At 71.3% G+C, this 22,393-nt stretch carries 21 protein-coding genes; 5 read left to right on the top strand and 16 right to left on the bottom strand.

The features are described from left to right. Window positions 1-28: 28 nt before the first annotated feature. The 7 genes from BJ958_RS02315 to BJ958_RS02285 all read right to left on the bottom strand — a co-directional run bounded on the left by BJ958_RS02315 (window position 29) and on the right by BJ958_RS02285 (window position 8,984). Window positions 29-1,087, bottom strand: a complete 1,059-nt coding sequence (locus BJ958_RS02315) for an ABC transporter ATP-binding protein (protein ID WP_179725185.1) — start codon at window positions 1,085-1,087, stop codon at window positions 29-31. 33 nt (window positions 1,088-1,120) lie between these two features. Next, the gene (locus BJ958_RS02310; protein WP_179725183.1) at window positions 1,121-1,927 is read right to left on the bottom strand and encodes an ABC transporter permease; all 807 of its coding nucleotides are present in this window, start codon (window positions 1,925-1,927) and stop codon (window positions 1,121-1,123) included. Then, window positions 1,924-2,844 carry an ABC transporter permease subunit gene (locus BJ958_RS28915; protein ID WP_218865565.1) on the bottom strand — a complete coding sequence of 307 codons (921 nt, stop codon included), beginning with the start codon at window positions 2,842-2,844 and terminating at the stop codon, window positions 1,924-1,926. Before BJ958_RS28915 ends, BJ958_RS02310 begins: the two co-directional genes overlap by 4 nt. Beyond that, the gene (locus tag BJ958_RS02300) at window positions 2,841-3,881 is read right to left on the bottom strand and encodes an ABC transporter substrate-binding protein (RefSeq protein ID WP_179725178.1); all 1,041 of its coding nucleotides are present in this window, start codon (window positions 3,879-3,881) and stop codon (window positions 2,841-2,843) included. The genes BJ958_RS28915 and BJ958_RS02300 overlap by 4 nt, the downstream gene beginning before the upstream one ends. 181 nt (window positions 3,882-4,062) lie before the next feature. Continuing rightward, a complete protein-coding gene (locus BJ958_RS02295) occupies window positions 4,063-4,659 on the bottom strand; it encodes a TetR/AcrR family transcriptional regulator (RefSeq protein ID WP_179725176.1) in 597 nt (198 codons plus the stop codon). A 101-nt stretch (window positions 4,660-4,760) separates the two neighbouring features. Beyond that, window positions 4,761-7,175, bottom strand: coding sequence for a leucine--tRNA ligase (gene leuS / locus BJ958_RS02290; RefSeq protein ID WP_179725174.1), 2,415 nt, complete (start codon window positions 7,173-7,175; stop codon window positions 4,761-4,763). Window positions 7,176-7,205: 30 nt separating this feature from the next. Further along, the gene (locus BJ958_RS02285) at window positions 7,206-8,984 is read right to left on the bottom strand and encodes an ABC transporter ATP-binding protein (RefSeq protein WP_343052533.1); all 1,779 of its coding nucleotides are present in this window, start codon (window positions 8,982-8,984) and stop codon (window positions 7,206-7,208) included. A gap of 88 nt (window positions 8,985-9,072) precedes the next feature. Here BJ958_RS02285 and BJ958_RS02280 point away from each other — a divergent pair, with 88 nt between their 5' ends. Then, on the top strand, window positions 9,073-9,834 hold the full coding sequence (locus BJ958_RS02280; RefSeq protein WP_179725172.1) for an SDR family NAD(P)-dependent oxidoreductase: 762 nt from the start codon (window positions 9,073-9,075) through the stop codon (window positions 9,832-9,834). Between the two features lie 137 nt (window positions 9,835-9,971). On the opposite strand, the gene BJ958_RS02275 is transcribed toward BJ958_RS02280, so the two are convergent. The 6 genes from BJ958_RS02275 to BJ958_RS02250 all read right to left on the bottom strand — a co-directional run bounded on the left by BJ958_RS02275 (window position 9,972) and on the right by BJ958_RS02250 (window position 15,879). Further along, the gene (locus tag BJ958_RS02275; protein ID WP_179725170.1) at window positions 9,972-10,499 is read right to left on the bottom strand and encodes a hypothetical protein; all 528 of its coding nucleotides are present in this window, start codon (window positions 10,497-10,499) and stop codon (window positions 9,972-9,974) included. 1 nt (window position 10,500) lies between these two features. Beyond that, entirely contained in the window at window positions 10,501-12,246 is a 1,746-nt protein-coding gene (locus tag BJ958_RS02270) for an alkaline phosphatase (protein ID WP_179725168.1), read from the bottom strand. 123 nt (window positions 12,247-12,369) lie between these two features. Further along, on the bottom strand, window positions 12,370-12,831 hold the full coding sequence (locus tag BJ958_RS02265) for a carboxymuconolactone decarboxylase family protein (protein WP_179725166.1): 462 nt from the start codon (window positions 12,829-12,831) through the stop codon (window positions 12,370-12,372). Beyond that, entirely contained in the window at window positions 12,828-13,139 is a 312-nt protein-coding gene (locus BJ958_RS02260) for a GNAT family N-acetyltransferase (RefSeq protein ID WP_179725164.1), read from the bottom strand. Before BJ958_RS02260 ends, BJ958_RS02265 begins: the two co-directional genes overlap by 4 nt. 89 nt (window positions 13,140-13,228) lie before the next feature. Next, window positions 13,229-15,436 (bottom strand): catalase/peroxidase HPI, encoded by a 2,208-nt coding sequence (gene katG / locus BJ958_RS02255; RefSeq protein WP_179725162.1) that lies wholly within the window; start codon window positions 15,434-15,436, stop codon window positions 13,229-13,231. 17 nt (window positions 15,437-15,453) lie between these two features. After that, the gene (locus tag BJ958_RS02250) at window positions 15,454-15,879 is read right to left on the bottom strand and encodes a Fur family transcriptional regulator (protein ID WP_179725160.1); all 426 of its coding nucleotides are present in this window, start codon (window positions 15,877-15,879) and stop codon (window positions 15,454-15,456) included. Between the two features lie 90 nt (window positions 15,880-15,969). Here BJ958_RS02250 and BJ958_RS02245 point away from each other — a divergent pair, with 90 nt between their 5' ends. Continuing rightward, entirely contained in the window at window positions 15,970-16,206 is a 237-nt protein-coding gene (locus BJ958_RS02245) for a hypothetical protein (protein ID WP_179725158.1), read from the top strand. Window positions 16,207-16,231: 25 nt separating this feature from the next. On the opposite strand, the gene BJ958_RS02240 is transcribed toward BJ958_RS02245, so the two are convergent. Further along, the gene (locus BJ958_RS02240) at window positions 16,232-16,747 is read right to left on the bottom strand and encodes a flavin reductase (protein WP_179725156.1); all 516 of its coding nucleotides are present in this window, start codon (window positions 16,745-16,747) and stop codon (window positions 16,232-16,234) included. A gap of 88 nt (window positions 16,748-16,835) precedes the next feature. Between BJ958_RS02240 and BJ958_RS02235 the strand changes: the two genes are divergently transcribed. Next, window positions 16,836-17,423 carry a 1-acyl-sn-glycerol-3-phosphate acyltransferase gene (locus BJ958_RS02235; RefSeq protein ID WP_218865561.1) on the top strand — a complete coding sequence of 196 codons (588 nt, stop codon included), beginning with the start codon at window positions 16,836-16,838 and terminating at the stop codon, window positions 17,421-17,423. Here the strand turns inward: BJ958_RS02235 and BJ958_RS02230 are convergent. Together BJ958_RS02230 and BJ958_RS27530 are read right to left on the bottom strand one after the other, a co-directional pair. Continuing rightward, complete coding sequence (locus tag BJ958_RS02230; protein WP_343052532.1) at window positions 17,410-18,798, bottom strand: NAD(P)/FAD-dependent oxidoreductase; 1,389 nt, start codon at window positions 18,796-18,798, stop codon at window positions 17,410-17,412. The two genes, BJ958_RS02235 and BJ958_RS02230, sit on opposite strands and share 14 nt — an antisense overlap. Window positions 18,799-18,808: 10 nt before the next feature. Continuing rightward, window positions 18,809-19,432: a TetR/AcrR family transcriptional regulator gene (locus BJ958_RS27530; RefSeq protein WP_246318995.1), complete on the bottom strand. Its 624-nt coding sequence runs from the start codon at window positions 19,430-19,432 to the stop codon at window positions 18,809-18,811. A 64-nt stretch (window positions 19,433-19,496) separates the two neighbouring features. On the opposite strand from BJ958_RS27530, the gene BJ958_RS02225 reads away from it, so the two are divergent. Then, window positions 19,497-20,918 (top strand): amidase family protein, encoded by a 1,422-nt coding sequence (locus BJ958_RS02225; RefSeq protein ID WP_218865559.1) that lies wholly within the window; start codon window positions 19,497-19,499, stop codon window positions 20,916-20,918. Further along, entirely contained in the window at window positions 20,915-22,345 is a 1,431-nt protein-coding gene (locus BJ958_RS02220; protein ID WP_179725152.1) for an amino acid permease, read from the top strand. The genes BJ958_RS02225 and BJ958_RS02220 overlap by 4 nt, the downstream gene beginning before the upstream one ends. Window positions 22,346-22,393: the final 48 nt, after the last annotated feature.

Genomic DNA, 22,393 nt, shown 5'->3' with positions numbered 1-22,393 from the left:
TGTTCCTCAGTTCTGGGTGGGAGGGGTGTCAGGCGGCGGTGTCGTCGCGGACGACGAGGGCGTGCTCGGGGTGCCAGTGGGCGGCGACCGGCAGGCCGGGGCTCGGGGTGAGCGCTCCGCGGACCTCGGAGCGGGTGATCAGGTGGCGCCCGTCGGGCAGCGCGACCTCGACGCGGAGGCCGGAGCCGAGGTAGACGACCTCGCGCACGACGCCGTCGATGGCGTTGTGGCCGGAGGGCAGGTCCGCACCGGCAGCGCTGAGCCGGACGTGCTCGGGGCGCACGACCAGGGCCGAGCCGTCGTCGACGCCGTGCTTGCGACCGGTGAAGATGTTCGACTCGCCGAGGAACTCGGCGGTGTAGCGGCTCGCCGGGCGCTCGTAGAGCTCGACCGGGGTCCCGACCTGGACCAGCGCGCCGTCACGCAGCACCGCGATCCGGTCGGACATGGCGAGCGCCTCCTCCTGGTCGTGGGTCACGAACACGAAGGTCGTGCCGAGCTCGCGGTGCAGCCGCTTGATCTCCAGCTGCAGCTGCTCGCGCAGCCGCTTGTCGAGGGCGCCGAGCGGCTCGTCCATGAGCAGGGCCTGGGGCTGGAAGACGATCGCCCGGGCCAGCGCGACCCGCTGCTGCTGACCGCCGGAGAGCTGTGCCGGCCGGCGCTTGCCGAGGTGACCGAGCTCGACGACGTCGAGGGCACGCTGCACCCGCTCGGCGACCTGCGCCTTCGCGACCCCGCGGCGCTTGAGGGGGAACGCGACGTTGTCCCAGACCGACATGTGCGGGAACAGCGCGTAGTGCTGGAAGACCATGCCCAGGTCACGGCGGTACGGCGGCACCTTGGTCAGGTCCCTGCCGCCGACCTCGATCGAGCCGCTGTCGGCGCTGATGAAGCCCGCGATGATGTTGAGCAGGGTCGACTTGCCCGACCCGCTGGAGCCGAGCAGGGTGAGGAACTCCCCCGGCTCGATCGTGAGGGAGACGTCGTCGACCGCGGTCATGGTCTTGTAGGTCTTGACGACGTTGCGGATGTCGATGGAGACGCCGGTTCCGGCGAGGGTGCTGGTGGCGCTGGTGCTCTGGGACATGGGAGTTCTCCGTGGCGAGTGCGTGGAGGGTGGTCAGGAGGTCTTGGCCAGCCGTCGGGCGCGCAACAGGCGCACCAGGCCGGCCGAGGCGAACAGGGCGAGGGTGACGAGCAGGAGCATCGTGCTGACGGCAGCGACCGTCGGGTCGATCTGCACCCGCACCCCGCTCCACATCTGCACCGGAAGGGTGCTCAGGTCGGGCCCGGCGAGGAAGACGCTGGTCACGACCTCGTCGAACGAGGTGATGAAGGCGAACAGGGCCCCGGCGGCCACGCTCGGTGCGATGCACGGCAGCGTGATCTTGAGGAAGGTCGTGACCCGGTTGGCGCCCAGGCTCATCGCCGCCATCTCGAGCCGCTCGTCGAAGCTGACCAGCGCCGCGCTGACGTTGATCACGACGAAGGGCACCGCCAACGCGGTGTGGACGAGCACGAAGCCGAGCACCGACTGGGTCAGACCGATCTTGAGGAACACCGCGTAGACGGCGAGGCCGATGATCACGTAGGGCACCAGCACCGGGGCGAGCACCAGCCCGCTCACCAGCGCCTTGACCGGGTAGCGCCCACGGACCATCGCCAGCGCGGCCGCCGTACCGAGGACGACGGACAGGAGGGTGACCCAGAAGCCGATCTGCAGCGAGTTGAGGGTGGCGTTGATCCAGGCCGGGTCCTCGAAGTACGCCTGGTACCAGCGGGTCGAGAACGCCTTCGGCGGGAACTCCAGGAAGGAGCTGTCGTTGAAGGACGTCGGGATCACGAAGAAGACCGGCGCGACCAGGTAGAGCGCCGTCAGGACGACCAGGGCGACCAGACCGCCGCGGCACAGGAGCTTGGTGTTCATCGCTCGCCTCCCATGAACTTGCCGATGTTGACGATGCGCGAGACGAGCAGCAGCAGGGCGGCGGTCACCAGCAGCAGGATCACGGCCAGCGCGGCGGCGAATCCCCACCGCAGCACGGCGGAGAGCTGCTGGACGATGAGCTCGCCGATCATCATGTCCTTCGGTCCGCCGAGCAGGGCCGGCGTGACGTAGAACCCGATCGAGGAGATGAAGACCAGCAGGCAGGACGCGGCGACCCCGGGCGCGGTCAGCGGTGCGTAGACCCGCCAGAAGGCGGAGATCGGGCGCGCGCCGAGGCCCTCGGCGGCCTGCACCAGACGGCGGTCTATCTGCCGCATCGTGGCGTACATCGGGAGCACGGCGTACGGCAGCATCACCTGGACCATGCCGACCAGGACGCCGGTCTGGTTGCGGATCAGCTGGGCGGGCTCGTCGATCAGACCGACGGACATCAGGAACTGGTTGATCACGCCGGTGTCGCCGAGCATGAGCACCCACGCGAAGGTGCGGACCAGCAGGCTGGTCCAGAACGGGATGAGCACCGCGACCAGCATCAGGTTGCGCCACAACGGCGGTGCCAGCGTCATCAGGTAGGCGTAGGGGAAGCCGAGCAGCAGGGTCACGAGGGTGACCAGGCCGGAGATCCGGAAGGTGTTGCCGAGGACGTCGAGGTAGACCGGCGAGCCGAGGAAGTCGCGGTAGTTGCCCAGGCCCGTCGTCGGGTCGGTGAAGCTGCGCGCGAAGATCGAGACCAGCGGCGCGACGAAGACGACCAGCAGGAAGGCCACGAGCGGCAGGACCAGCAGGCCCCAGCCGTCGAGGATCCGGGGCCGGCGCCGCGCCGGCGCCGGGGAGCTCCCGGCGGCGGGCGCGCGGCCCGCTTCCTGCGGCACCGTCGGGGTGACCGTCGAGCTCACTGGGCGGCCCATTCGTTGAGCCGCTCCGAGACCTCGTCGTAGTTGTCGGCCCACCAGGCGTAGTCGATGATCGCGGCGCGCTTGGGGGCGTTCTCCGGCGACGTCGGCAGCTCGGCCAGGACCTCGGGCTTCACGTGCTCGAGCGCCGCCTGCGTGATCGGGCCGTAGGCCGTGGCGTTGGAGTAGCCGGCCTGGGCCTCGGGGTGCTCGACGTACCACTTCATCCACTTCTGGGCGTTGGCCGCGTTCTTCGCACCCTTGGGGATGACGAGCTGGTCGTAGGAGAGGAAGTGCTCGTTCCACTCGTTGGCGACAGGCTGACCCTCCTTGGCCGCGGAGTAGATGCGGCCGTTCCACGCCTGCACGAGCGGCGCCTCGCCGGACGCGACCAGCTGCTGCTGCTGCTCGCCGGTCTCGTAGAAGACGATGTCGTCCTTGATCGTGTCGAGCTTCTTGAACGCGCGGTCGATGTCGAGCGGGTAGAGCTGGTCGGGCTTGACGCCGTCGGCCAGCAGGGCGGCCTCGAAGATCGCGCCGGTGGCGTACTTCCAGAAGCCGCGCTTGCCCGGGAACTTCTCGGTGTCGAAGAACTCCGCCCAGGTCGTGGGGTGCGCGTCCTTGAAGGTGTCGGTGTTGTAGCCGATCGTGAAGGCGTACTCGAGGACCGGGATCGCGCAGTCGGTGACCTCCTCGGGGTTGAGGTCGGCCGTGTCGACGATGCCGGTGTCGAGCTTCTCGGCCCACCCCTTGTCGCAGGCGGTGTGCGCGAAGTTGGGCTCGACCTCGACGACGTCCCAGCTGACCTTGCCGGACTCGACCTGGGCGCGGAACTTCGCGTAGTCGCTCGGGGAGTCCTGCTTGATCGTCACGCCGGCCTCGTCACCCCAGGGCTGGACGGCCTCCTTGACGTGGGTCTTCTGGTCCTGGCCACCCCACATCACGACCGTGAGCTGGTCGCCGCTGCCGCCGGCAGCACCGCACGCCGCCAGGCCCAGCACGGCCGAAAGTGCGACACCTGCCGACAGAACTCGCTTCATGTGAGACCCCTGGTTTCCAAAGTTGATTGGTGCGTCAGTTATGAGTCCTCAGCGTGATCGTCGCCACAGGGGTGTGTCAAGGGTTACACCCAAGATTCTTGACCGGCGAGTCAGAAATGCCGCGAGGGGCCGGCGGCACGCGGCCGCCGGCCCCTCGCGAGACGTCGGGGAAGGAGCGTCGTCAGGGCGCCAGGAGGAACCAGCCCAGGACCTGCTCGCAGACCGCGCGCATCCGGTCGGCGGTCATGCTGCGCGAGCCGAGGAGGACCTGGAGGCTGAGGCCGTCGATCATGCCGATCAGGCCGTTGGCGAAGATGACCGGGTCGCCCTCGCGGAACTCCCCCGCATCCTGCCCGTCGCGGATGATCGCGGCGACGGCGCGACGCCACTCGCCGTACACGCGCTCATTGAGTTCTTGCAGGTCAGGGTCGTGCAGCGCTTCGACCCAGAGCTCGGCCCAGACGTGCCAGGCGCCGACCGTCGCCGACCCCTCGGGCAGGTAGGACTCGACGAAGTCGCGCAGCCGCTGGCTCGGCGAGGCATCGCTCTCGAGGATCTCGCGCCGCCGCCCCAGCGACTGGGCGAAGTTCCAGTCGAAGGCGGCGTGCATGAGGTCGCGCTTGGTGTCGAAGTAGTAGTGCACCGTGCCGGTGCTGGTGCCGGCCCGCTTCGCGACGTCTGCGATGCGCAGCGACTTGAAGCCGATCTCCGACACGACCTCACAAGCGGCCGCGAGGATCTGCTCCTTGCGCTCCGCCTCGACGCTCGCCCTGGCCATGACTGCTCCTCCGGTTGTTTGACTGACCAGTCAATCATTCGGGGAGGGTTCCCGCAAGGGAGCACCAAAGCGGCTCCCCCACCTGGGGGAGCCGCTTCGGCTCAGACGACGATGTTGACGAGCTTGGGGGCCCGCACGATGACCTTGCGCACCGCACGCCCGTCGATCGCCTTGACGACCGCCGCGTCGGCGAGCGCGGCGGCCTCGAGGTCGGCCTCGCTGATGTCCGGCGCGACCTCCAGCCGACCGCGGACCTTGCCCTGGATCTGGACGACCGCGGTGACCGAGTCCTCGACCAGCAGCGCCGGGTCGACGGTGGGCCAGGCGGCCTGGGCGACCGACGGCTCGTGGCCGAGGCGCTCCCACATCTCCTCGGCGGTGTACGGCGCCACCAGCGACAGCAGGATCGCCACCGTCTCGGCGGCCTCGCGGACGGCGGGGTCGGCCGGGCCGCAGCCGGAGTCGATCGCCTTGCGGGTCGCGTTGACCAGCTCCATGGTGCGCGCGACGACGACGTTGAACCGGTAGGTGTCGAGCAGCTGCGCCGCCTCGTGCACGGTCTTGTGGGTGACCTTGCGCAGCGCGGCGTCGCCGGTGCCCGGGTCGACGCCGACGGCGGACGTCACGTCACCGGACAGCCGCCAGGCGCGCTGCAGGAACTTCGCCGAGCCGGCCGGCGAGACGTCGGCCCAGTCGATGTTGTCCTCCGGCGGGCTCGCGAAGACCAGCGTGAGGCGGACGGCGTCGACGCCGAACTCGTCGAGCTGGGCGCCGAGCGCGACGCCGTTGCCGAGCGACTTGCTCATCTTGTGGCCGTTGTTGATGACCGTGCCCTGCGACAGGTACGCCGAGAAGGGCTCGTCCCAGTCGATGAGGCCCATGTCGCGCAGCGCCTTGGTGAAGAAGCGCGCGTAGAGCAGGTGGAGCACCGCGTGCTCGGAGCCGCCGAGGTAGAAGTCGACCGGCCCCCAGGCCTTGGCCAGCGCGGGGTCGAAGGCCTGGGTGCTGTCGTGGGGCGAGAGGTAGCGGAAGAAGTACCAGGACGAGTCGACGAAGGTGTCCATCGTGTCGGTGTCGCGGGTCGCCGGACCACCACAGGTCGGGCAGGTGACGTTGACCCACTCGGTCGCCGCGCCCAGCGGCGAGGTGCCCTTGGGCTTGAGGTCGGCGCCGCGCAGCTCGGGCAGCTCGACGGGCAGCTGGTCCTCGGGGACCGGGACCTCGCCGTCGACCGGGCAGTGGATGATCGGGATCGGCGCGCCCCAGTAGCGCTGGCGGGACAGCAGCCAGTCGCGCAGCCGGAAGTTGACGGTGCCCTCGCCGTGGCCGCTGGCCTCGATGGCGGCGATCGCCCTCGACACCTCGGCGGCCTTGTCGTAGGGCTGCTCGGCGTCGTACACGGGCACGATCGGGAGGCCGAACTTCTCGGCGAACTCGCCGTCGCGGTCGTCGTGGGCCGGGACCGCCATGATCGCGCCGGTGCCGTAGTCGGCCAGCACGTAGTCGGCCGCCCAGACAGGGATCTCCTCGCCGGTCAGCGGGTTGGTCGCCGTCACGCCCAGGTCGATGCCGGTCTTGGGCCGGTCGGTCGCCAGGCGGTCGATGTCGGACGACTTGCGGACCTCGGCGAGGTAGTCCTCCAGCGCCTGCGCACGCTCGGGCGCGACCAGCTCCTGGGCCAGCTTGGCGTCGGCCGCGACGACCATGAAGGTCGCGCCGACCAGCGTGTCGGGGCGCGTGGTGAAGACCTTGATCGGGTCGTGCCCCGCGACGTCGAAGGTGACGTGGGCGCCCTCGGAGCGACCGATCCAGTTGCGCTGCGCGTTGACGACCTTGGCGATCCAGCTGTCCTGCAGGTCATCGAGCGAGTCGTAGAGCTCCTGGGCGTACGCCGTGGTCCGGAAGTACCACTGCGTCAGCTCCTTCTTGGTGACCACGGCGCCGCACCGCTCACAGGTGCCGTCGGCCAGCACCTGCTCGTTGGCCAGCACGGTCTGGTCGTTGGGGCACCAGTTGACCGGCGAGTTCTTCCGGTAGGCCAGGCCCTGCTCGCGCAGCTTGAGGAACAGCCACTGGGTCCACTTGTAGTACTCGGGGTCCGAGGTGTGCAGGCGGCGCGACCAGTCGAAGCTCAGGCCGTACTTCTGGAACGAGGTGAACTGGGTCTCGATGTTGGCGTAGGTGTAGGTCGCCGGGTGCTCGTCGTTCTTGATCGCGGCGTTCTCGGCGGGCAGGCCGAAGGAGTCCCAGCCCATCGGGTTGAGGACCTCGAACCCGCGGAACCTCTTGTAGCGGCACAGGACGTCGTGCAGCGCCATCACCTCGGCGTGGCCCATGTGCAGGTCGCCGCTGGGGTAGGGGAACATCGTCAGCCCGTAGAACTTGGGCTTCTCCCCTGTCAGCACGGCCGCGTCGTCGGCGCGGAAGGGGTCGAGGCGCTCCCACACCGGAAGCCACTTCTCCTCGACGGCATGGGCGTCGTAGTGGACCTCGGGGGATGCAGCCGTTTCACTCACGGCCAAAGGATAGTCGCCGAGGAGGGCTGCTCAGACCGCGGCCTCACCCGTCTGGACACGCCACAGGGCGGCGTAGGCACCGTCGCGGGCGACCAGCTCGTCGTGGGTGCCGGCCTCGGCCACCCGACCGCCGTCGAGGACCCAGATCCGGTGGGCGTGGCGCACGGTCGAGAGCCGGTGCGCGACCACGATCGTCGTGCACCGCTCGCCGGCTCGGCGCAGGGACTGCTGGATGGCCGCCTCGGTCTCGTTGTCGACCGCGCTGGTGGCCTCGTCGAGCACGAGCAGCGCCGGCTCGCGCAGCAGGGCACGGGCCAGTGCGATCCGCTGCCGCTGCCCGCCCGACAAGGTGATGCCGCGCTCCCCCACCCACGCGTCGTACCCGCCGTCGAGGCGTTCGACGAACTCGGCCGCGGCCGCCGCCTGCGCCGCGGCGCGGACCTCCTCGCGGCTCGCGTCGGGCCGTCCGTAGGCGATGTTGTCGGCGATCGTGCCGCTGAACAGGTAGACGTCCTGGGCGACGTAGCCGATCGAGCCGCGCAGCGCGTCCCAGGCGAGGTCGCGCACGTCGGTGCCGTCGAGCAGCACCTGGCCCGCGCGCGGGTCGTCGAAGCGCAGCACCAGCCGCAGCAGCGAGGACTTGCCGGCGCCGGTGGGGCCGACGATCGCGTGCGTCTCCCCCGCCGGTACGACGAGGTCCAGGTCGTGCAGCACGTCCGGCCCGTCGGCGTACCCGGCCCGGACCCCGCGCAGCTCGACCCGCCCACCGACCGGTCCGGTGGGCCGCACCGCTCCGGCGGGCACGTCGACCGGCACGGCCAGCAGGTCCAGGATCCGGGCCGTGGAGGCGCGGCCGCGCTGGTAGAGGTCCAGTACCTCCGCGATCTCGGTCAGCGGCCAGAGCAGCCGCTGGGTCATGAAGACCAGCACGGAGTACAGGCCGAGCTCGAGGTCGCCGTCGAGGGTCGCCCGGCCGCCGAGCAGCAGGGTGCAGGTGAAGCCGGCGAGGATCGCCATCCGCACCAGCGGGACGAACGCGGCCGAGGAGCGGATGGCCGCGACGTTCGCCTCCCGGTAGGCCGCGGAGACGGTCGCGATCCGGTCGCGCTCGCGGTCCTCGGCGGTGAACGCCTTGATCGTGGCGATGCCCGCCAGGTTGGCTCCGAGGGCGCCGGACAGGTCGGCCACCGCGACCCGGACCCGGTCGTAGAGCGGCTCGAGGCGCCGCTGGAAGACCAGCGAGCCGACCACGATGACGGGGATCGGCACGAAGGCGTAGAGCATCAGCTGCCAGGAGGCCGCCGCGAAGACCGCGCCGACGAGCAGCACGTTGAGGGCCGTCTGCAAGATCCGCGGCAGTCCGACGTCGAGCATCCGCTCGAGCTGGTTGACGTCGTCGTTGAGGGTGGCCAGGGTCGCGCCCTGCGGGCGGGACTCGTGCCAGCCCAGGTGCAGGTGCTGCGCGTGGTCGTAGGCCTCGATCCGCAGCTCGTGCTCGATGCCCTGGGCCAGCCCGCGCCAGAGCACGTCCGCGGCGTACTCCGAGGCGGACTCGACGACCCACACCAGGAGGTTGACCACCGCGAGCCAGCCGAGCTGGGCGTAGCGTGACTCGACGCCGAGCACGTCTGCGACGAACGAGTCCGCCCCCCGGACCACGACGTCGACGGCCGCGCCGATGAGCAGCTCGGGAACGACGTCGGCGACCTTGTTGAGGGTCGACATGGCGACGGCGAGCACGAACCGGCCGCGGAAGCGGCCGTAGCGCTGCCACAGCGCTGCCAGCGGGCGGTCGACGACCGGTTGCACCGGGCCTCCACTTCGGGGTCAGGAGAGTTAGGTGAACCTTAGTTGCCGCCCGCGGTCGTGCCGCAGGCGGGGCCGCTACCGTCGGGGCATGACCGTCACCGATCTCTTCCGCCTCGACGGCAAGGTCGCCGTCGTCACCGGCGCCAGCTCCGGGCTGGGTGTCGACTTCGCCAAGGCGCTGGCCGAGGCCGGCGCCGACGTCGCGCTGGGCGCGCGCCGCGTCGACCGGCTCGCCGACACCGCCGCGCTCGTCGAGGCCGCGGGGCGCCGAGCGCTCAGCGTCGCCACCGACGTCGCCGACCCCGCCTCCTGCCAGGCCCTCGTCGACGCGACCATGGCGGAGTTCGGGCGGGTCGACATCCTGGTCAACAACGCCGGCGTCGGGACCGCCGTACCGGCCACGCGGGAGACGCCCGAGCAGTTCACCCAGGTCATCGACATCAACCTCAACGGCAGCTACTGGATGGCCCAGGCCTGCGGCCGCGTGATGCAGCCGGGCTCGAGCATCGTCAACATCTCCTCGGTGCTCGGCATCACCACCGCCGGCCTCCCCCAGGCTGCGTACGCCGCCTCCAAGGCGGGCGTCATCGGCCTGACCCGTGACCTGGCGCAGCAGTGGACCGGCCGCAAGGGCATCCGGGTCAACGCGATCGCCCCCGGCTTCTTCGTCTCGGAGATGACCGACAGCTACCCCCCGGGCTACCTCGAGGCCCAGCAGGCCCGGATCCCCGCCGGCCGCAAGGGCGACCCGCGCGAGCTGGCCGCCACCGTGGTCTTCCTCGCCTCGGACGCCGCCGGCTACGTCACCGGCCAGACCCTCGCCGTCGACGGCGGGATGACCATCACCTGACCCCCGGCTCCCGCCGACCCGGCAGGAACTGGCCCGGGAATTGCGCCGACCCGGCAGAAACTGGCTCTTGTCGTGCGACTTTCTGCCGGGTCAGCGCGTTTGAGGAGCCACTTCGTGCCGGGTCGGCGCTCGGCCGGCTACTCGTTGACGAGGACCGGCACGCCGACGGCGGCCGAGACGGCCTGACCGCGCAGCCTCATCGGTACGGCGATCGTGAACGACTCGTGCTCGGACGGGGGGCCGTCGTCGTGGTGGGTCTCCTCGTCGAGGTGGTGGGTGAACCGGCCGCGGCCGATCAGGGTGCCCGAGGCGTCGTAGAACCCGGCGAGCACCTGCAGCTCGAGGAGGTCGGAGACGTCGCTGGTGACCTCGAGCGCGCCGACGACGCGCTGGCCGTCGAAGCTCACCTCGCCGAGCCGGAAGCGGTCGTCGAACGGCCCGGGGATGTGGCCCACGGTGTCGGCCGAGGCGGGCGCCGCCGTGGCGATGCCCGGCAGGTCCGGCTCCCCGGTCGCGGCCGGGAGGTCGGGGAAGGACGTGACCATCACCGGGCTCGGGGTGGTCGACGGGGTCGAGGAGGCGGCGGAGCCGCCGTTCCCGGCGCCGCCGCAACCCGCGAGGGCGAGTGCGGCGGCGACCGAGACGGCAGTGATACGGAACCTCATGTCAGCGCACGTGGACCTTCACGGTCGGCGACGTCGACGGGTCGTACGAGGTGCTGCCGGCGTACTGCGCCGTCAGCTTGTGCTTGCCCTTCTTGAGCTTGACCTTGACCTTGACGGCGGTGCCCGAGACGGCGACCGTCCTGACCACCTTGCCCTTGTCGAGGATCTTCACCGAGCCGGTCGCGGCGGCCGGCGTGACGGCGACGCTGATGGTCACCTTCTTGCCCGCCTTGGCCGTCTTGGGCGCCTGGAGCGTGGTGGTCGACGCGGTCTTCACCGCACTGCCCGAGCCGTCGAGGCTCAGCGCGCTGCGGACGATGCCGAACAGGTCGGTGTTGTCGATCTCGGCGCTGATCGCGGACGAGCCGGGACCGTAGGCGAAGATCGGGACGTCCGCGCCGGTGTGGTTGCCCGACAGGTAGGTCAGCCACAGGCTGGCCGAGGCGTCGCCGTCGTGGACCGACGCCGGGTCGTCCTTGGTGCGGAAGGTCGCCGGGGCGAACGCCTCACGACCGGCTGCCCTGGCCTGGTTGGCCGTGCGCAGCGGGGTCGAGCTGTTGGCGGGGTTGCCCGAGTCCTTGTTGACCGGGGGGACGTCGGCCTCGGCGTTGGTGAAGGTGCCCTTCTCGATGATGTTGAAGCCGGCGCACTCGTGGTCGGCGGTGACGATCACGAGGGTGTGGCCGTCGGCCTTGGCGAAGTCGAGCGCGACCTTGACCGCGTCGTCGAACGCCTTGATCTCCTCGAGCGTCTGCGCGGCGTCGTTGGCGTGCGAGCGCTTGTCGATGAGCGCGCCCTCGACCTGGAGGTAGAAGCCCTTGCCGCCGTTGCCGGCGCTCTTGGCCTTGAGCAGGTCGATCGCCTTGCTGGTCATCTCGGCGACGGTCGGCTCGAGAGCCTCGGGCGACGCCGGGTTGTCCTGCTTGGACTTCTCGATCGTCATGTTGCCCTTGTTGAACAGGCCGAAGACCTTCTGGCCGCTCGCCCCGTTGAGGTCCGTCTCGGTCGCGACGGTCTGGGTGGCCGGCGAGCCGAGCACGTTGTAGCCGTTCGCCTCGAGCGCGCTCTCGTCGGCGGCGTCGAAGCGCGACAGGCCGCCACCGAGGATGACGTCGGCGGTCTGGTTGCGCGCGATCTGGTCGGCGATCGGGGTCACCCGGACGTCGCTGGTCGGCAGGTCGGTGCCGGTGATCGCGTTGTCCTGGCAGCTGGCGGCCGAGTACGTCGGGCCCTGGCAGCCGCGCGCGAGCGCGTGCGACATCTGGCCTGCGGGGGTCGCGTCGGTGATCTCGGCGGTCGACACGTTGCCGGTCGCCAGGCCGGCGGCGTGGGCCTGCTCCATGACCGTCGGCGCGAGGTTGCCCTTGCCGTCGATGCCGAGCGCGGCGTTGTAGGTCTTGACGCCGGAGGACCACGCGGTGGCGGCCGAGGCGGAGTCGGTGACCAGGTTGGGGTGGAAGTCGGCGGCACCGGGCTGGCCGGAGTTCTTCTCGACGGCGTACGTCGACACCTGGCCCACGACCGGCATCGTCTCCATGTTCAGCTTGCCGTCGGCGCCGTAGAAGCGCTCGCGGCCCGCCGTCACGTGGGTGCGGCCCATGCCGTCGCCCAGCAGGTAGATCACGTTCTTCGCCTTGCCCGCGGCGGGCTCGGCGGCGGTGGCCTGGTTGGCCAGGCCCGCGCCGACACCGGCGGTTCCGGCCAGCAGCACCGCGGCCAGTGCGGTCGTCTTGATGCGAGATCGCATGCTCGGGATGTCCCTTTCCTCCGCGCCGCTGTTCGGCGCGATCGCCCGGAGGCTAGGGAGCCCGCGTCAACCGGTCACCAGCAGCAGTTGGCCGCGAGGCGTGCGCGAGGTGAACGGCTCGCGCTACCGCACCGGGTGGTGGCTGGTGATCGAGATCCGGTTGAAGGCGTTCATCGTGATCGCGACCCACGCGACCGCGCTGTAGGCCTCGTCACCCAGCACCGCGCGCGCCATGTCCTCGGCGTAGAGGCGCTCCTCGGGCTCGGGCAGCCGCGTGATCGACTCGGCCAGGGCGAGCGCCACCCGCTCCCGCTCGTCGAACAGCCCGGTCTCCGACCACGCATCCAGCACGGCGATCCGCCGCTCCGACTCCCCCGCCTCGATCGCGTTGCGGTGGTGGAGGTCCAGGCAGTAGGCACAGCCGTTGATCTGCGAGACGCGGAGGTTGATCAGCTCGACGAACCGCCGGTCGAGACCGGCGGCCTCGGCGGCCGCGCCGGCCTGCTCGGACAGCGCCAGCGCCGCCTTGTAGGCCTCCGGCCGCGCCTTGTCGAGGAAGACGTGCCGGCGCGGGGTGGCGCTCACAGCGCGGGGTCGGTGATGTCGTCGTACTCCGGGTGCCTGGTCAGCCACCGGGCGACGTAGGGGCAGTGCGCGATGATCCGCTTGCCCTGCTCGCGGACGTCGGCCAGCGCGGCAGCGACCAGCTCACCGGCGAGCCCGCGGCCGCCGTACGCGTCGTCGACCTCGGTGTGGACGAAGTCGACGTGGACGTCGTCGGGCAGTCGGTACTGCGTGAACCCGGCGAGGGTCTCGCCGTCGCGGATCTCGTAGCGGTGCTTCTCGGGGGCGTGGACGTAGGCGATGCCGCTGTTGTCCGGAGCGTCGGTCATGGCTCACATCCTGCCGTAGGGCCGGAAGAACGAACGGAGGCCGCCCCGGGTGGGGCGGCCTCCGCTCAGTGCGTCAGCGGGTCACGCGATCAGCGCAGGTCCCAGCGGTCGGCGTCCATGACCTTGGCCCAGGCAGCGACGAAGTCGTTGACGAACTTCTCCTTCGCGTCGTCACTGGCGTAGACCTCGGCCAGGGCGCGCAGCTCGGAGTTGGAGCCGAACACCAGGTCGTTGCGGGTGCCGGTCCAGGTCCGGCCGTCCGCGGTGGTGCCCGAGAAGACCTCCTGCGAGGCGTCCGTCGCCGTCCAGGTGGTGCCGAGCTCGAGCAGGTTGACGAAGAAGTCGTTCGTCAGCACGCCCGGGGTGTCGGTGAACACGCCGAGGTCCGAGCCGTCCCAGTTGGTGCCGAGCACGCGGAGGCCGCCGATGAGGGCGGTGAGCTCCGGGGCGCTGACGCCGAGGAGGTTGGCGCGGTCGACCAGCGTGAACTCGGCCGGGAACTTGCTCGACTTCGCGAGGAAGTTGCGGAAGCCGTCGGCCTTGGGCTCGAGGTAGCCCACCAGGTCGATGTCGGTCTGCTCCTGGGTGGCGTCGCCGCGACCAGTGGTGGTCGTGACGGTCACGTCGAAGCCGGCCGCCTTCGCCGCCTGCTCGACACCGACGGAGCCCGCGACCACGATCGTGTCGGCGAGGGACGCGCCCTGGGCCGTGGCGATCTCCTGGAGCTTCGCGAGCACCGTGGCCAGCTCGGCCGGACGGTTGATCGCCCACGACTTCTGCGGCTCGAGGGCGATGCGAGCACCGTTGGCGCCGCCGCGCTTGTCGGAGCTGCGGTACGTCGACGCGGAGGCCCAGGCCGTCGAGACCAGCTGCGAGACCGAGAGACCGGCGCGGGCGATGGCCTGCTTGAGGTCGGCGACCTGCGCGTCGGTGAGCGGCGTACCGGCCGGGATCGGGTCCTGCCAGATGAAGTCCTCGGCCGGGACCTCGGCACCGAGGTAGCGCGCCTTGGGGCCCATGTCGCGGTGGGTCAGCTTGAACCAGGCGCGGGCGAACGCGTCGGTGAACGCGGCCTGGTCCTCCTTGAACCGCAGCGAGATCTCGCGGAACTCCGGGTCCTCGCGCAGCGCGATGTCGGAGGTGAGCATGCGGGGCTCGCGCTTGCCGTCACCGAAGGACTCGGGCACGAGGTCGGCGCCGCCGTCGTTGACCGGACGCCACTGGTTGGCGCCGGCCGGCGACTGGAAGAGCTCCCACTCGTAGGCGAACAGGATGTGGAAGAACTCGTTGTCCCAGCGGGTCGGGTGGTAGGTCCAGGTGACCTCGAGGCCCGAGGTGATGGCGTCGATGCCCTTGCCGGACTGGAAGGAGGACTTCCAGCCCAGGCCCTGCTCCTCGATCGGGGCCGCCTCCGGCTCGGGACCGACGAGCGCGGCGTCACCGGCGCCGTGGGTCTTGCCGAAGGTGTGGCCGCCGGCGATGAGCGCGACGGTCTCCTCGTTGGTCATGCCCATCCGGGTGAAGGTGTCCTTGATGTCGACCGCGGAGGCCAGCGGGTCGGGGTGACCGTTGGGACCCTCGGGGTTGACGTAGATGAGGCCCATCTGGACCGCCGCGAGCGGGTCCTCGAGGTCGCGCTCACCGGTGTAGCGCTGGTCGTCGAGCCACTCCGACTCGGGACCCCAGTAGATGTCGTCGTCGGCCTCCCACACGTCGGGGCGACCGCCACCGAAGCCGAAGGTCGGGAAGCCCATGTCCTCGAGGCCGACGTTGCCGGCAAGGATCATCAGGTCACCCCAGGACAGCGAACGGCCGTACTTCTTCTTGACCGGCCACAGCAGGCGGCGGGCCTTGTCGAGGTTGCCGTTGTCCGGCCAGGAGTTCGTCGGCGCGAAGCGCTGCTGACCCGTGCCGCCACCGCCGCGGCCGTCCTGGGCGCGGTAGGTGCCGGCCGAGTGCCAGGCCATCCGGACGTAGAGCGGACCGTAGTGGCCGAAGTCCGCCGGCCAGAACTCCTTGGAGTCGGTCAGCGTCGCCTTGATGTCTGCCTTGACCGCGTCGAGGTCGAGGGCGAGGAAGGCCGCCTTGTAGTCGAACTCACCGTGGAACGGGTCGGCGACGGTCGGGTTCTTCGCGAGGATCTTGAGGTTCAGCTTGTTCGGCCACCACTGGTGGTTCGGCGACCCCTGCGTGGGGTGGGTCAGACCGTGCATGACCGGGCACTTGCCGGCCGCCTGCTGCGCGTCCTGCGGCTCCTCGGTGACGAGGGGCTCGGTGTGCTGGGTGCTGTCAGACATCAGGATCCTTTCAGGACCTACTGGGGGCGGGATGAACACTCGGGGCACAGGCCCCAATAGATGACCTCGGCCTCGTCGATGACGAAGCCGTGGGAGTCGGACGCGGTCAGGCACGGCACGTGGCCGACCGCGCAGTCCACGTCGGCGATGGACCCGCAGGTCCGGCACACGACGTGGTGGTGGTTGTCCCCGGTGCGGGTCTCGTAGCGCGCGACGGACCCGGCGGGCTTGATGCTGCGCACCAGCCCCGCGTGGGTCAGCGTGTGCAGCGAGTCGTACACCGCCTGGTGGGAGACCTCCGGCAGCAGTGCACGCGCCGCGGAGATGATGGACTCGGTGTCCGCGTGGGGGTGCGCGTGCACCGCCTCGAGGACCGCGAGCCGGGGTCGCGTGACCCGGAGCTCGACGTCCCGCAGCTGCTGCTGGAAGTCGGGCGCCGTCATGGGACCCAGCATGCCACTTTTCTTGAACGAGTCAAGACTCGGCGGAGGCGTGTCGGGACTGCGCCCGGCGCACGGGGGTACCGCCCCGCCATGGACATCTCCCCTGCCTGGCTCATCGTGGGCGTCGTCGTGGCCGCATTCATCGTCGGAGGCATGATCTGGGCCTTCGTCGCCGACCGCCGGCGCAACGAGCAGGTCGCCCACGACACCGACCGGTTCGACCAGCCCGCCCACCCGGCCGACCACACACCGCCGTCGGGTCCGACCGGACCGCGCCACGAGCGACTGCACGTCGACCCGCAGTACCGCGAGCCCGGCGAGCGCTGAGCGCCACCGTCGCGCTGCGGTGGGACTATCCCTCGGCCGCTCGCAGGGCACGGGTGCGGGGCAGCTCGGCGGGCACCCAGTACGCGCGGTCGTGGTGCACCAGCGGCGGGGCGGCGGCCCCGAGGTCGACCCGCTCGACCTCGAGCAGCACCACCCACGACCCACCGGCCTCGATGACGTGCCCGGGACGCCCGCGGAAGGTCGCCACCGCGTCGGGCAGCACCAGTCGACCTCCCTCGCGCACCCAACCCTGGCCAGGGGTGAAGCGCTCGGCCTCCCGGTCGGCGTACGCCGCAGCCAGGTCCGCCTGGGTCGCAGCCAGCACGAACACCGCCAGCGCGTCGCAACCCACGAGCCGTGGCCCCGCGCTGCTCGTGCGAGCCAGCGAGAAGGACAGCAGCGGAGGTTCGGCACTGACCGAGGAGAGGCTCGACACGGTGACGCCCACCGGCCCGTCCGGGGTCTCGCCCACGACGAGCGCCACGCCGGCGGCGTGGCGACGGAATCCGGCCTTGAACCGGTCAGCGAGGGGTCCGTTCACGGTGAGGACGCTAGAACCTCGAGCAGGCTTGAGGTCCAGCCATCATGGCGGACGTCACAGCGCGCCGGCCACGCGCTACGGTCACGCCATGGCACACAGGATGCGGGTCCGCCGCTCGATCGCCCGTGGGGCCCTCAGGGCTACCCGGTGGCGACTGGTCGGCGACGTCCCCGAGGCGGGGATCCTCGTCGGCGCACCGCACACCTCGCAGTGGGACTGGGTCGCCATGCTGGCGATCGCGTGGGCCAACGGCGCCCGGCCGCGCGTGCTCGTCGCCGCGCACTACTTCAACGGCCCGGTCGGCTGGGTGCTGCGCCGCACCGGCGGCATCCCGCTCGACCGCTCCAGCCCGGGCGCCACCATCCGTGCCCTGCTGAAGGCCGCCGAGGAGGACGACGCCTTCCAGCTCGTCATCGCGCCCGAGGGCACGCGCAGCAAGGGTGAGTTCTGGAAGCCCGGCTTCTACCGGATCGCCGAGCAGACCGGGCTGCCGGTCACCCTCGGGTTCGTCGACGGCCCGACCCGCACGCTCGGCATGGGACCGAGCTTCCACCCCACCGGCGACGTGGTCGCCGACATGGACCTGGTGCGTGCGTTCTACGCCGACAAGCAGGGCATCAGGCCCGAGCTGCGCACCGAGCCGCGGCTGCGCGAGGAAGGCGCTACCGACCGCTGACGCGGTTCGCGAGCGTCGCGACCCACGACGTACGACGCCCGCCGCGCGCCTCGAGCCGGTCGGCCAGCCCGTACGCGCGGTACAGGCCGTGGATGCCGAGCCAGCGCAGCGGCTCCGGCTCCCACGGCCGGGCCCGCTGGTCGACCCACGGCAGCGTGGTGCGGTCGGTCCGCTCCCCCGCGACCAGGTCGGCGAGGGTGCGTCCGGCGAGGTTGGTCGCGGTGACGCCGGTTCCGACGTACCCGCCGGCCCAGCCCCGGCCGCTCGCGGCGTCGTAGGCGACCGTCGCGCGCCAGTTGCGCGGCACGCCCAGGACGCCGCTCCACGCATGGGCGATACCGACGTCGGCCAGCTGCGGGAACCACGAGCAGAGCACCCCACGCAGGTGCTGGACGGTGCGGTCGGGGATGTCGCCGTCGAGGTCGGTGCGCGAGCCGAAGCGGTAGGGGTTGCCGCGCCCGCCGATCGCGATCCTCCCGTCCGGCGTGCGCTGCGCGTAGGAGTAGACGTGGGCGAGGTCCTCGAGGGTGTCGTGGTGCGCCCAGCCGATCCCGGCCCACGTCTCCTCGGGCAGCGGGTCGGTGACGATCATCGAGGAGTTCATCGGGACCCAGGTGCGGCGCTCGCCGGCGAGCCCGGCCGTGAACCCCTCGGTCGCGCGGATCACGTGCCGCGCGCGGACCGTCCCGCGGTCGGTCTCCACCTGGCCGGCGGCGATCGAGCGGACGGTCGTGCCCTCGTGGATCCGCACCCCACGCTCCCGCACGACCCGCGCGAGGCCATGGGCCAGCCGGGCGGGGTTGATCCGCGCGCAGTGCGGCTCCCAGATCGCGGCCTGCGTCCCGGCGACCCGGATCCGCCGGTCGGCCTCGGCCGCGGTCAGCAGCCGGGCACCGGTCTCCGGCCACCGCTCGGCGGTCTCCGCGGCCTGCCGCGCCCGCCCGGCCTGGGCGGCGTTGCGGGCGACCAGCAAGGTGCCGCCCCGCCGCACCTCCGCGTCGATGCCGTGCTGCTCGGCGACCCGGATCACCTCGTCGACCGCGTCGTTCATGGCCAGCTGGAAGCGGGCGACGTCGGCCCGCGGGTGGGTGCGCGCGTAGCCGTCGAGCCCACCGGTCACCGACGCCGACAGCCATCCGCCGTTGCGCCCCGAGGCACCGTACCCGGCGAACCGCTGCTCGACGACGCGCACGTCGAGGTCGGGCCGCAGCCCGGCGAGGTAGTACGCGGTCCACAGCCCGGTGTAGCCGGCCCCGACGATGACGACGTCGGCCTCGACATCACCGGGCAGCGGGTCCTGCGGCTCGGGGAGGCCGAGGTCGGCCCACCAGTACGAGACCCCGCCTGTCGTCCGTGCGCCTGTCGTCTCGGTCACGGTGGCGAGCCTAGGGAACACGGACCAGCGTCGCGTCGAGGCCCGCGATGAGCGCCTCGAGCCCCGGTTCGAAGGTCGCCAGGTCCCGCAGTCCGGCGACACTCGAGGGCACGTCCGCGGCAGCAGTGGTCCCCTCGAACCGGGTGCGCGCCCAGACCACCAGGAAGCCGGACGCATAGGCGTCGACGATGCCGAGGACCTGGCGCGCCTGGTCGGGGTCCAGCCCGCCGCGCTCCAGCCGGGCGATCATCCGGGCGAGGTGGGGGCTGACGGGCGAGGAGTCGTAGGGCGCCAGGGCCAGCAGCTCGAACACCCGGGGAGACCGCACGGCGAGGTCGCGGTAGCCGGCGAGAGCGGTGCGCAGCGCCTCCTGCCAGGTCTCACCGGGACGCTCGCCGAGGTCGAGGCGGGCGATCAGCCGCTCGACCATCGCGTCGACCAGGTCCTCCCGGTTCTTCACGTGCGTGTACAGGCTCATCGGCGCCCGGCCGAGACGGGCGGCGAGCCGGCGCATCGTCAGCGCGTCGAGCCCTTCGCTCTCGGCGAGCGCGAAGGCAGCCTCGACGACGTCGTCGCGACTGACGTACTGCCGCCCCTCGGACTTTTCCCGGTCGACCTCTTGACGTGCCGTCATGGCGCCACGTTATCGTCCGTACACCGTACGGACCGTACGGTGTACGGACTTCGTGGAGGCCACCGTGGACCTGTTCCGAATCACCGCGACGCGGGCAGCCGAGATGTTCCGGCGCCGCGAGCTCTCTCCCATCGACCTGCTCGAGGCGGTGATCGCGCGGACCGCGGTCACCGAGCCGGTCATCAACGCCGTCACCGAGCAGTGGCTCGACGAGGCTCGTGCGGCCGCCGTCGTCTCCCAGGAGCGGATCGCCGCCGGCGAGCCGCTGCGGCCCCTGGAGGGCATCCCACTGATGCTCAAGGAGGAGCAGCCCATCACCGGACACCTGCAGGAGGAGGGCTGCCTCCTCGAGCAGGGCCACGTCGCCACCGAGACCCACCCGATCGTGGACCGGATCATCGACGCCGGCGCCGTGGTCCACGGCCGGACGACGACACCGGAGTACTGCTGCGCGCCGGTCACCCACACGAAGCTGTGGGGCGTCACCCGAAACCCGTGGAACACCGACCTGGCGCCGGGCGGGTCCTCCGGCGGCGCGGGCGCGGTGCTCGCGGCGGGGTCGACCGTGCTGGCCACCGGGTCCGACATCGGCGGCTCGATCCGGATCCCCTCCTCCTTCTGCGGCGTGGTCGGCTTCAAGCCGCCCTTCGGCCGTGTGCCCGGCCTGGCCCCCTTCAACTCCGACACCTACTGCGCCGACGGTCCGATGGGGCGCAGCGTCGCCGACGTCGCCCTCCTCCAGGACGTGATCTCCGGGCCGTGGGTCGGAGACGCCGCATCACTGCGCGACAGCGCCCACGTCGCGGGCGTCGTCCGCAGTCTCGAGGGGGTCCGGGTCGCGCTGTGCCCGGACCTCGGCGGGTACGACGTCGACCCGGCCGTCGAGGCCAACACCCGCGCCGTTGCCGCGGCGCTCAAGGACGCGGGTGCCGTCGTCGAGCAGGTCGACCTGCCGTGGGGACCGCAACGGGTCCTGGACACCGCGTGGCCGCACTTCGGGGCGATCATGGGCCCGTTCATCGAGGAGGTGCTGCACGGCGACCCGACGCGCGCCGACCAGCTGATGCCCTACACCCGGGCCTTCGCCGCGGCCGCGTCGAGTGCGGGCGACCACGTCCAGGGGCTGGTCGCCGAGTCGGCCTTCTACCGGCCCTTCGCGGAGCTGATGACCGACCACGACGTCCTCCTGTGCCCCACCATCGCGACCACCGGCTTCGCCGCCGACGAGCCCGGCACCGACACCCGAGCGGTGTTCGACAAGCTGATGACGCTGCCGTTCAACGTGATCGGGCGGGTCCCCGTGCTCGCCGTGCCGTCGGGGATCGCGCCCAACGGCGTACCCACGGGCGTCCAGATCGTGGGCCGGACCTACGACGACGCGACCGTCTTCGGCGTCGGGGCCGCGCTGGAGCAGGAGCTCGGACTGTGGACGGATCCCTCGTGGTGGCCCACGATCGCGGGCGTCACGGACGGAGCGGCTCGGTGAGCACGCCGGAGGACCGGACCGGCCTCGCCTCCGGCAAGCTGGGCGCCTTCGACATCTTCTTCTTCGTCGTCGCCGCTGCGGCTCCGCTGGCCGTGATGGCGGGCGCCGCTCCCCTCGCCTTCCGCCTCGGCGGAATCGGCACGCCGGGCGCCTACGTGTTCAGCGGCGTCGTCTACGTGCTGTGCGCGGCCGGGTTCACCGCCTTCGCCCAGCACGTGCGCAACGCCGGCGCCTTCTACGCGTTCATCGGCCGGGGTCTCGGCCCGCGCGCCGGAGGCGCGGCGGCCTTGGTGGCGCTGCTGTCCTACGGCCTGATCTGCGCGGGCTTCTACGGCTTCCTCGGCTTCTACGCCACGACCACCTCCGACGACCTGCTCGGCCTGCACGCCCACTGGTCGGTGTGGGCACTGGCCGGCGTTGTCGTCGTGGCGTTCCTGGGCTACCGCCAGATCGACATCGGGGCCCGGGTGCTCGCCGTCCTCATGTCACTCGAGGTGCTCATCCTGGTCGTGCTCGCCGTGGCGGTGCTGGTGACCGACGGGGCACCCGACCAGGCGGCCGTGCCGTTCGAGCCGAGCCACGTCTTCAACGGCTCCAGCGGCGCCATGTTCGTGCTGGCCTTGGGTGCGTTCATCGGCTTCGAGGGCACCGCGATCTACGCCGAGGAGGCCCGCGACCCCGAGCGCACGGTGCCCCGCGCGACGTACGCCGCCGTCGGCTTCCTCGCGCTCTTCTACGGCTTCATCGCGTGGATCGCCGTCGCCGCGCTCGGCGTGCCCGGCCTCGAGGAGTACGCGCTGTCCGACGCCTTCCAGGGGCTGTACTTCATGCTCGCCGACTCCTACCTCGGCCCGTGGGCGCAGCACACCATGGAGGCGCTGATCGTGACCAGCATCCTGGCCGCCACCGTCGCCTTCCACAACGCCACGTCGCGGTACCTGTTCGCGCTCGGCCGCGACGGGATGCTCCCGGCCCGCCTCGGGCGGACCCACCCGCGCTTCCGCTCCCCCGCCAACGCCAGCATGGTGACCACCCTCGCCTCCCTGACGCTCGTCGTCCTGACCCTCGTCCTGCAGGGCGACCCCTATCTCGAGCTCCTGCTGTGGACCAACGGTGCGGGAATCATCGGCGTCGTCGCGCTCCAGGCCGTGTGCATGGTGAGCATCGTCCGGTTCTTCCTGCGCGACCGACGCGGTCACAGCGCGCTGCGCGTCGTGGTCGCGCCGCTGCTCGGCCTGGCCGGACTCGTCGCGGGCGGCTGCCTCATGCTGTCCAACCTCGACCTGCTGACCGGACGCACCGACTGGGTGAACTGGGCCCTGCTGGCGCCGCTCCCGGTGGTCGCCGCCCTCGGCGTGGTCCGCGCCCGTCGTACCGGCGCCGAACGGACCCCGGACCTCGACGCGGACGAGCAGGCGGTGCGCTGACCGGCGAGATGAACGGGCTCGCCGGTCACCTCGTCGAGCGGATGCTGG

Origin of the sequence: Nocardioides kongjuensis (assembly GCF_013409625.1) — a bacterium.
GTDB lineage: Bacteria > Actinomycetota > Actinomycetes > Propionibacteriales > Nocardioidaceae > Nocardioides > Nocardioides kongjuensis.
The sequence above is the reverse complement of the archived record's forward strand: the minus strand, read 5'-3'. Positions and strand labels throughout refer to the sequence as shown.